The sequence below is a fragment of the Streptomyces durbertensis genome, from assembly GCF_014156695.1.
GTDB lineage: Bacteria > Actinomycetota > Actinomycetes > Streptomycetales > Streptomycetaceae > Streptomyces > Streptomyces durbertensis.
In genome coordinates this window covers 1-9,488 of the sequence record NZ_WMLF01000200.1, presented here as the reverse complement: position 1 = coordinate 9,488, position 9,488 = coordinate 1, and the positions used below count along the sequence as shown (strand labels likewise).

Here is a 9,488-nt window from a genome sequence, read left to right as displayed (position 1 = left end):
GGGTGTTCGGGACTCGGTGACACGCGGACAGCGGTCACCGAGTCCATTGCAGACCCGCCCCGGCCGGCCGAACAACGGCGCATTCCCGGCGCGTGGGAGCACAATCGACCGGCTGGTGACGGCTTCTGTCCACATGCATGGTCAATTCGGATGACTCGCGCACCTACCAAAGGTTGATGGACGTCTCGACAAATGGCGGGTGCGCGGGGCGTGGTGCGGTCCGTAACGTTCGGTTCGTGCTCAAGCTCCCCGACAGCTCCCCGCTCCGAGACTCCCGTGGCCGGCTGCGCCCCTGGCGCTGGTTCTTCGGCCCCGGGCCGTGGACGGTGTGGCGGGCGCTGGGCGAGGTGCTGGCGCTCCTCGTCCTCCTGCCGATCGGGCTGGGCATACAGCTCGGGTCGGGCGGCCCGGGCCCGGGCCTCACCGCCCTGGCGTTTGTGCTTCTCGGTCTGGTGGTCGCGCTGCTGCGCCGGCCCCTCCCCGGGGCGACGCTGATAGGCACGGCCGCCGCCGGCGTGGTGCTCCCCGGGGCCACGATGCTGCTGCCGCTCGCCAGTTGGTCGGCGGGCAAGCGGCTGGAGCGACCGGGGCGCGCCCTCGCCGTGCTGGCGGCCGCGCTTGCCATCGAGCTGGGCAGCGCCGCGTACCGGACGCTGTTCAGCGGCGACGGCCTGCGCTCCTGGAGCGGGGTCGCGCTGTCCCTGATCTGGTTCCTCGTGGTGGTGGTCATCCCCGGGCTGACCGCGCGCTACCTCGGTCAGCGGCAGCGGCTGCTCGCCTCGCTGCAGGCGCAGCACCGCCAGCTGCTGCGGGAGAACGCGATCATCGCCCGGGAGACCAGGCTGCGGGAGCGTCAGCGCATCGCCCAGGACATGCACGACTCGCTCGGCCACCAGCTGACCCTGATAGCCGTGCACACCGGCGCCCTCCAGGTGGATCCCGCGCTCTCCGGCGCGCAGCGGGAGGCGGTCGGCGTGCTGCGCGACGCGTCCGTCGCCGCGATGCGCGAGCTGCGCGAGGTCGTCGGCCTGCTGAAGGACGACGTGGGGGAGGAGCGGGAGCCGGGTTCGACGCCCGGCCTCGACCAGCTCGACGGGCTGGTCTCGGCGTCCAACCAGGCCGGCTCCCGGGCCGGACTGAGCAGGATCGGCACGCCGCGCCCGCTCGCGCCGGCCGCCGACCAGGCCGCGTACCGCATCGTCCAGGAGGGGCTGACCAACGCGCACAAGCACGCGCCGGGCGCGGCGGTCGAGGTGGCGCTGCGGTACGAGCCGGACGTCGTACTGGTCGAGGTCGTCACCGGGCCGCCGCCGCCCGAGGGCCCGGCGGCGGCCGGGGCGCTGTCGGTCAGCGGCGGCCGGGGCCTGACCGGCCTGGCCGAACGCGCCCGGTCGGCCGGCGGGATGCTGCACCACGGCCCGTACGGGGACGGCGGGTTCCGGCTGACCGGCGTCCTGCCCTACGAGGGCGACCCGGCGCCCGACCCCCGGCTGGCCGCGGCCGACGATCTGCACAAGGCGGTCAACGGGCGGTGGCGCGGTTGCCTGCCCGTCGTCCTGGTCGCCGGGCTGCTGACGGTGTCGCTCCTCATAGCCGGCCTGCTGTGGCTGTTCACCGAGATCAACAACGGCCTGGTGACACGCGAGCAGTACCACTCGGTCCAGGTGGGGCAGCCCGAGGACGAGGTGCGCGAGCGGCTCCCGAAGGGCACCGGCCTCGGCGACGTCCTGGACGCGGAGCAGAAGAAGCGGCCCCGGGGTTCCGAGTGCCTGGTGATGTTCGCCGAGGACTCGTTGAACAAGGACGGCAGCGGCAGCCTGGCGAGGTTCTGTTTCCGGGATGGCAAGCTGGTCGAGAAGCTCAGCTTCGACTGATGACCTCCCGCTCGCCGACCAGCCGGGCGCGCCGGTCTCACACAGCACGCCGTACCGCCAGCCCGCACGCCCCGCACGCCCCGCACGTCCTGCACGTCGGGGCGTGTCACGCCCCTCTTGTCCGCTCTCCTCCAGACCGGGAGTCAGTCCGTTGATCAGGGTTGTCATCGCCGACGACGAACCGCTCATCCGGGCGGGGATCAGAATGATCCTCACCTCGGCGGAGGACATCACCGTCGTCGCCGAGTCCGGGAACGGCCGGGAGGCGGTCGAGCTGGCCCTCGCGCACCGCGCCGACGTGGTGCTGCTGGACATCCAGATGCCGGTGCTGGACGGCCTGTCGGCGCTGCCGGAGCTGCGCCGCGCGGTGCCCGGCGCGCGTCCGCTGATCCTGACGACGTTCGGCGAGCCGGAGAACGTGCTCGGCGCGTTGCGCGGCGGTGGCGCCGGCTTCCTGCTCAAGGACTCGGCTCCCGAGGAGCTGATCCGGGCCGTGCGGGCGGCGGCCTCGGGGGACGCCTACCTCTCGCCGGCCGCCACCCGGCACGTGATCGACAGTCTCGGCTCGGGCGAGCGGGACGACCGGGCCCGCCGCGCGCGCGACCGGCTGGCCGATCTTGTCCCCCGTGAGCGGGAGGTGCTGGAGCTGCTGGGGGAGGGGCTGTCCAACGCCGAGATCGGCAGCCGGCTGCGGATGAGTGAGGCGACCGTCAAGTCGTACGTCAGCCGGATACTGGCGAAGCTCGGCTGCGCGAACCGGGTGCAGGCCGCGCTGATGGCCCGCGACGCGGGACTGGGCACCCGCTGACGCGTACCCGTGCGGTCCGGCGGGTCCGCCGCGCGGTCCGGCGTGTCCGCCCGCGTCGTGCGCGGGGTCCCGAGGCGCTCGCGCCGGGAGCCTCCGGCCGGCCTGAACGGCCGGGGAGGCTCCCGAGATGTGACGGAGACCGGCGCGGGTCAGTCCTCGCCGCCGGTCGCGGCGGAGGCGGCGGCCGCCGGGTCGAGCTCGTCGGCGTAGTCGCCGGTGACCAGGTACACCACGCGCCGCGCCACCGACACCGCGTGGTCGGCGAACCGCTCGTAGTAGCGGCCGAGCAGCGTCACGTCGACGGCCGTCTCGATGCCGTGCTTCCAGCGGTCGTCCATCAGGTGCTGGAACAGCGTGCGGTGCAGGTCGTCCATCTTGTCGTCGTCCTGCTCCAGTTGGAGCGCGAGATCGACGTCCTTGGTGATGATGACCTCGGCGGCCTTGGCCATGAGCCGCTGCGCGAGGTGACCCATCTCCAGGATGGTGGCCTGCAGGTCGCGCGGGACGGCGCTGTCGGGGAAGCGCAGCCGTGCCACCTTGGCGACGTGTTGGGCCAGGTCGCCGGAGCGTTCGAGGTCGGCGCTCATCCGGAGGGAGGTGACCACTATCCGCAGGTCGGTGGCGACGGGCTGCTGGCGGGCGAGCAGCTGGATGGCGCGGGTCTCCAGATCGCGCTGGAGCTGGTCGACCTTGTCGTCGTTGGCGATGACGCTTTCGGCGAGGTTGAGGTCGGCGTCCAGCATCGCCGTCGTCGCCCGGCCGATGGCCGAGCCGACGAGCCGGGCCATCTCGACCAGGCTGTCGCTGATCGCGTCGAGTTCCTCGTGGTACGCGTCACGCATTGACTGTCCTTCCCTCGCATGGCGGCGGGCCAGTGTGGGGGCCGGTCGGGTCCGTGCCTCCCGCTGGCCCAAGCCTCGAATGGTTATGCGTCCGGATTCGACCCGCCAAGTGAACCACCTCCGACCTTCGGGTGAACTCTGGGACACCGGAACACACCACCCGGCGCGTCGAGAGGATCGCGGCGTTTGTCTGATTTTGCCAGTTCCTCAATGAATCACCGCCGTCCTCCCGGTGAACTCTGCGGGACGAGTCCCGCCACCGGCCCCTTCCGGACTGCCTTGCCCTTCCGGTGCCCGCTTAACCTGGGGTCATGGACGTGAACGCGGCGGTCGCCGCAGTGGCAGCGCTGGTCGGTGTGTGCACCGGCGCCATCGCTGTACTGGCGTTCCGCTGGAGCGAGCGGGAGCAGCGGCGCCCCACGCGCAGCTCGCTGCCCACCGCCGCCGTGCTGCCCCCCGGTGTCGACACGGTGCTCTCCGTCCTGCGCTCCTCCGCCGTCGTGCTCGACGAGGAGGACTCGGTGGTCAAGGCCAGCTCGGCAGCCTACGCCCTCGGTCTGGTCCGGGGCGGCAGGCTGACCGTGGAGCCCATGCTCCAGATGGCCAGGGACACCCGCAGGGACGGTGAGATCCGCCAGGTCGAACTCGACCTCCCCCAGCGCGGCACGGGCCGCGGCGACCTGCTCGCCGTGTCGGCCCGCGTCGCCCCGCTGGGCTCCAGACTCGTCCTGCTCCTGGTGGAGGACCTCACCGAGGCCCGCCGCATCGAGGCGATCCGCCGGGACTTCGTGGCGAACGTGAGCCACGAGCTGAAGACCCCGGTCGGCGCGCTGTCGCTGCTGTCCGAAGCGGTGATGGACGCCTCCGACGACCCCGAGGCCGTCGAGCGGTTCGCCGGCCGCATGCAGCACGAGGCGACCCGGCTCACCAGCCTCGTCCAGGAGCTCATCGACCTCTCCCGGGTGCAGAACGACGACCCGATGGAGGACTCCGAGCCCGTCGCGGTGGAGGCCCTCGTCGACGAGGCCACGGACCGCTGCCGGCAGGCCGCCACGGGCAAGCAGATCACCATCGCCGCCGGCGGCACCGAGGACCTCCACGTGTGGGGCCACCGGGGCCAGCTCGCCGCCGCGCTGGGCAACCTGGTGGAGAACGCCGTCAACTACTCCCCGCCGCGCACCCGGGTCGGCATCGCCGTCCGCCGGGTCCGCGAGGCGGGCGGGGACATGATCGAGATCGCCGTCACCGACCAGGGCATCGGCATCTCGGACCGGGACAAGGACCGGATCTTCGAGCGGTTCTACCGCGTCGACCCGGCCAGGTCCCGGGCGACCGGAGGCACCGGCCTCGGGCTCGCCATCGTCAAACACGTGGCCGCCTCGCACGGCGGGGAGGTCACGGTGTGGAGCTCGGAGGGCCAGGGCTCCACGTTCACCCTGCGGCTGCCGGAGGCCGGCAGCGCCCGCGAGCGGGCCGAGGAGAACCGGCGCAACCGGAACCGCCTCAGCGGCGCCCTCCAGGAGCCGGCCGCCTACGGCGACACCGGTGACCCCGACGAGGGCGTCCTCGCCGGCCCGGACACGGTCCGGCGCGCGGACGGCCCCGGCGACGGCGAAGCCGAGCCGGAGCACAGCCGCGCCGATCGGGCGGCCGACCGGGCTGACAACCGCACCGTCGACCGGACCGGCAACCACACGGTCGACCGGACCGGCAACCGGGCCGACAGCCGGGCCGACAGTCGGGCCGGTACCGACCCCGAACCCCGCGACGCCGGCCCCGGCCGGTCGCCGTCGGCCCACCGTTCCGCACACCGAGGGTCCTACCCGACCCTCACTCATGACCGATTCTCAGCCCCGGAGGTCCTTCCGTGACCCGAGTGCTCGTTGTCGAGGACGAGGAATCGTTCAGCGACGCGCTGTCGTACATGCTCCGCAAGGAAGGATTTGAGGTCGCCATCGCGGCGACGGGGCCGGACGGCCTCGACGAGTTCGAGCGCAACGGCGCCGACCTCGTACTGCTCGACCTGATGCTGCCCGGCCTGCCCGGCACCGAGGTGTGCCGGCAGCTCCGCAGCCGCAGCAACGTCCCGGTCATCATGGTGACCGCCAAGGACAGTGAGATCGACAAGGTCGTGGGCCTGGAGATAGGGGCCGACGACTACGTGACCAAGCCGTTCTCCTCCCGGGAACTGGTCGCGCGCATCCGGGCGGTGCTGCGGCGCCGCGGCGAGCCGGAGGAGACGGCGCCGGCGGCGCTGGAGGCCGGACCGGTCCGGATGGACGTGGACCGGCACGTGGTCACCGTCGCCGGCGGCAAGGTCGACCTGCCGCTCAAGGAGTTCGACCTGCTGGAGATGCTGCTGCGCAACGCGGGCCGGGTGCTGACCCGGATGCAGCTCATCGACCGCGTGTGGGGCGCCGACTACGTCGGTGACACCAAGACGCTGGACGTGCACGTGAAGCGGCTGCGGGCCAAGATCGAGCCGGACCCGGGCGCGCCGCGCTACCTGGTGACCGTGCGCGGCCTGGGCTACAAGTTCGAGCCGTAAGCCGCTCCCGCCACCCGGCTGTGAGGCGCCGCCGGCCGTGAGCCGTCGGCCGCGGGGCGCCGCGCCGGACGGGATCGGGGGACGTGCCCCGGAGGCATGTCGCCGGGGATGTGACCGAGGGCCGTGACCGGAGTGATCCGGGCACGGCCCTCGACGTGTTCCTGTCCCCGGACCTGACGGCCCGGGGACAGACGGGCGGCTCAGCTGCCCGGGGTGGCCTCCGCGTCCTCGCCGGCGCCTTCCTGGCCCTCGGCGCCCTGCGCGTCCTGCTGGCTCTCGGCGCCGTCGCCGGCGTTGCCGTCCTGACCGGCGTCCTGCTCGCCGTCCTGGCCCGCGCCCTCACCGGTCTCGTCCTGGCGGCCGTCCTCGCCGGCCTTGTCGCCGGACTTCTCGTCGGCGGGCGAGGCCTGCGGTGTCGGACCCCAGTCGGCGTACTGGCGGGTCGCCGGGACGACCAGGGCATACGTGCTCAGCTTGCCGGTCTCGCTCAGCTCGAAGGTCACGCGCTGCTCGTTGCCGTCGGCGATGTCCTTCGGGTCGCTGACCACGGCCGAGGCGTTGCCCTCGCCGCCCAGCATCAGCGAGCCGCCGGCCGGAACGACCAGCTCCCCGCCCTCGGCCGGCGTCAGTTCGATGTCGCCGGCGCCTTCGACGGTGATCGAGCGCAGCGTCTCGTCCTCGTTGCCGCCGTTGAAGATCCGGGCGGTGACGGCCGCCGGGCCCTCCCCCTCCTCGGGTGTGATGACGACGATGTTCTGGATCTTGATGTTGTCGACGCTGACCGAAGCGCTGCTGGGACGCACCTCGTTGGTCTGTGCGTTGAACCCGGCGCCGCAGGCGCCAAGCGAGAGAGTCGAGAGCGCGATGACGGTGGCGGCGACGACGCCGCGTCGAAGGCTGCTGCTCACGGCGGCGGCATCTCCTAGCGGTGAGAAGAACAGTGGGGCGTGACCAGTCCGGGATGAACTGATCAAAGGTCTGTCAGCGGCTCAGGGTACCCACTCGCCGGTCGCCGCTCTCAGGCGACCCACCCCGTGCGTCGACCTGATCGGTTTGTGCCGACCCGAAGCGTTGCGGCGACCCGCGCGGGGGGCACGCGCGGGGCGGTCGGGTCGGACGTGCCGGGGGAACGCCGCCCCGGGTGGCGTGTGAGGCGCCCGGGGTGAATCCGGCCGGCGCGGACGGGGTGGGTCGCCGGGCGGATTCCGGAAGCGAATAGCCGGGGCCCGGGAATTCGTTCCCCCGTCCGGCGCGGTGAGTGCCGGCGGGGCTTGCCCGAGTCAAACGATCACCCGTGTCTTGATCAATTAACTCCGGCCAATCCACAGCCACTTGATTCCCGGCAAATCGGACGTTCGTGCCCTCTTGTGGCCTCTCGTCCGTCTGGTGGCAGGGTGGTTTTGGCGTGCCCCGACAGTGGCTCCGACCTGCGAATTCCTTCGCCCGTGGGTGGGTCGCAGCACGCTCCGGCCGCTGTTGTCAAGCCCCGAGATATGGCCTGACCTGCGGAAACGCCATTCAGGAGACGCCGTTCCCGTGCTACCCTGGATAGTCACGGAAGGGGTACCTGTCACATGACGTTCAAGGTTGGCGACACCGTGGTCTATCCCCATCACGGGGCCGCGCTGATCGAGGCAATCGAAACTCGTCAGATCAAAGGCGTGGACAAGACCTACTTGGTCCTGAAGGTCGCTCAAGGCGATCTAGAGGTTCGTGTACCCGCAGAAAACGCTGAGCTTGTCGGTGTGCGCGACGTGGTCGGTCAGGACGGTCTGGACCGGGTCTTCGAGGTGCTGCGCGCGCCGTACGCCGAAGAGCCCACCAACTGGTCCCGGCGTTACAAGGCGAACCTGGAGAAGCTGGCCTCCGGTGACGTCATCAAGGTCGCCGAGGTCGTACGCGACCTGTGGCGGCGTGAGCGTGAGCGCGGCCTGTCGGCCGGCGAGAAGCGCATGCTCGCCAAGGCCCGTCAGATCCTGGTCAGCGAGCTGGCGCTCGCCGAGAACACCAACGAGGACAAGGCCGAGGCCCTGCTCGACGAGGTCCTCTCCTCCTGAGTCCTCCCGAGGGCTCCCGCAGCTCTCCCGAGGACTCCCGCAGTCCGGCCGAGTCCGGTTGCGCCCCGAAGGCTTCGGCCTGAAACGGCGAAGCCGGTCCCGACGGAACAACAAGTGGCGCTCGTGAACGCGACGGTGCCTGGACGTCCGACCGGTGACGGTCGACGCGGACAGGCGCCGCGCCGCGCTCTCAGGCGTCCACGGTCTCAAGGGCCTCGACAGCCTCAAGCGTCTACGGCCGCGCAGCCGCCGGGGTGAGCGTGCCGTGGTGCGGCCGTGCGGCGGCGCGGGCACGCAGAGCCGGTTCCTGCGGGCGACCGGCCATGGGCCACGCAACCGACGGGCGACGCACCGGCGCGACGACCACGTGTCCTTCGCTGCCCGACGCCCGTCCGGTGTCCGCCGGCCACCACTCGGGGGCGGTGGTCGTACGCACCGGTTGACGGTGATCCTGCCGGGCCCCGGCCGACTGAGCCACGTCACGGAAGGGCTGCTCAGCCGTACCACCCGGCACGCTCTGGCCATACCCAGACCCGACGGGTGGACAAACCTGCCCGTCACACAAACCTGAACGAGCGACTGATGTCCGACGAATCGCGCAACCCGTCCCGCCCCGCCGGTGACCCGCGCACGGCCGCCGTCATCCCCGCCGCCGGCCGCGGCACCCGGCTCGGCCCCGGCACACCGAAGGCCCTCCGCCCGCTCGGCGGCATCCCGATGCTCGTGCACGCCGTCAGAGCCATGGCCAGAGCGCGCACGGTCGGGCTGGTCGTCGTGGTCGCCCCGCCGGACGGCGTGGCCGAGACCCGCCGCCTGCTCGACGCCCACCCGCTGCCGGACTCCGACGCCGCCGAGGTGCTGGTCGTGCCCGGCGGGGACAACCGGCAGCGCTCGGTCCGCCGGGGCGTCGAGGCCCTGCCGCCGGACGTCGGCATCGTGCTCGTCCACGACGCCGCCCGCCCGCTGGTGCCGGTGGACACCGTCGAGGACGTGATCGCGGCGGTCCGGGAGGGCGCGCCCGCGGTGGTCCCCGCGCTGCCGCTGAGCGACACCGTCAAGGAGGTCGAACCGAGCGCCCCCGAGCGGGTCGTCGGCACCCCCGACCGCGCCCGGCTGCGCGCCGTGCAGACCCCCCAGGGCTTCGACCGGGACGTGCTCGCCGAAGCCCACCGCCGCGTCACGGACGAGGGCGACGGCGCCACCGACGACGCCGGCATGGTCGAACGCCTCGGCCACGAGGTCCGGTTGGTACCCGGCCACGAGGAGGCGTTCAAGGTCACCCGGCCGCTGGACCTCGTGCTCGCCGAGGCCGTACTCGCCCGCAGGAGGGCCACCGATGGCTTCTGACCCGACCACCGG

8 protein-coding genes are annotated in these 9,488 nt (G+C 72.3%); 6 read left to right on the top strand and 2 right to left on the bottom strand.

Features of this window, described 5'->3' with window-relative positions:
• Positions 1-236: 236 nt before the first annotated feature.
• Together GL263_RS14865 and GL263_RS14860 are read left to right on the top strand one after the other, a co-directional pair.
• A complete protein-coding gene (locus GL263_RS14865) occupies positions 237-1,874 on the top strand; it encodes a sensor histidine kinase (protein WP_323379402.1) in 1,638 nt (545 codons plus the stop codon).
• Positions 1,875-2,025: 151 nt separating this feature from the next.
• Positions 2,026-2,682 carry a response regulator gene (locus GL263_RS14860; RefSeq protein WP_182856183.1) on the top strand — a complete coding sequence of 219 codons (657 nt, stop codon included), beginning with the start codon at positions 2,026-2,028 and terminating at the stop codon, positions 2,680-2,682.
• A gap of 149 nt (positions 2,683-2,831) precedes the next feature.
• Here GL263_RS14860 and phoU read toward each other — a convergent pair whose 3' ends face one another.
• Entirely contained in the window at positions 2,832-3,524 is a 693-nt protein-coding gene (gene phoU, locus GL263_RS14855; protein ID WP_182856182.1) for a phosphate signaling complex protein PhoU, read from the bottom strand.
• Between the two features lie 311 nt (positions 3,525-3,835).
• Between phoU and GL263_RS14850 the strand changes: the two genes are divergently transcribed.
• Positions 3,836-5,395, top strand: coding sequence for a sensor histidine kinase (locus tag GL263_RS14850; protein ID WP_228456512.1), 1,560 nt, complete (start codon positions 3,836-3,838; stop codon positions 5,393-5,395).
• Positions 5,392-6,072 (top strand): two-component system response regulator PhoP, encoded by a 681-nt coding sequence (phoP, locus tag GL263_RS14845; RefSeq protein WP_182856181.1) that lies wholly within the window; start codon positions 5,392-5,394, stop codon positions 6,070-6,072. The genes GL263_RS14850 and phoP overlap by 4 nt, the downstream gene beginning before the upstream one ends.
• 200 nt (positions 6,073-6,272) lie before the next feature.
• On the opposite strand, the gene GL263_RS14840 is transcribed toward phoP, so the two are convergent.
• Positions 6,273-6,980: a copper chaperone PCu(A)C domain-containing protein gene (locus GL263_RS14840; RefSeq protein ID WP_182856180.1), complete on the bottom strand. Its 708-nt coding sequence runs from the start codon at positions 6,978-6,980 to the stop codon at positions 6,273-6,275.
• A gap of 666 nt (positions 6,981-7,646) precedes the next feature.
• On the opposite strand from GL263_RS14840, the gene GL263_RS14835 reads away from it, so the two are divergent.
• Both GL263_RS14835 and ispD read left to right on the top strand, forming a co-directional pair.
• Positions 7,647-8,129 carry a CarD family transcriptional regulator gene (locus tag GL263_RS14835; protein ID WP_143648016.1) on the top strand — a complete coding sequence of 161 codons (483 nt, stop codon included), beginning with the start codon at positions 7,647-7,649 and terminating at the stop codon, positions 8,127-8,129.
• A gap of 582 nt (positions 8,130-8,711) precedes the next feature.
• Positions 8,712-9,476 (top strand): 2-C-methyl-D-erythritol 4-phosphate cytidylyltransferase, encoded by a 765-nt coding sequence (gene ispD, locus GL263_RS14830; protein ID WP_182856179.1) that lies wholly within the window; start codon positions 8,712-8,714, stop codon positions 9,474-9,476.
• Positions 9,477-9,488: the final 12 nt, after the last annotated feature.

Coding starts and splice junctions, on each gene's coding strand:
- ispD (WP_182856179.1), top strand. CDS start 8,712: ATGTCCGACGAATCGCGCAACCCGTCCCGCCCCGCCGGTGACCCGCGC.
- phoU (WP_182856182.1), bottom strand. CDS start 3,524: ATGCGTGACGCGTACCACGAGGAACTCGACGCGATCAGCGACAGCCTG.
- GL263_RS14850 (WP_228456512.1), top strand. CDS start 3,836: ATGGACGTGAACGCGGCGGTCGCCGCAGTGGCAGCGCTGGTCGGTGTG.
- GL263_RS14835 (WP_143648016.1), top strand. CDS start 7,647: ATGACGTTCAAGGTTGGCGACACCGTGGTCTATCCCCATCACGGGGCC.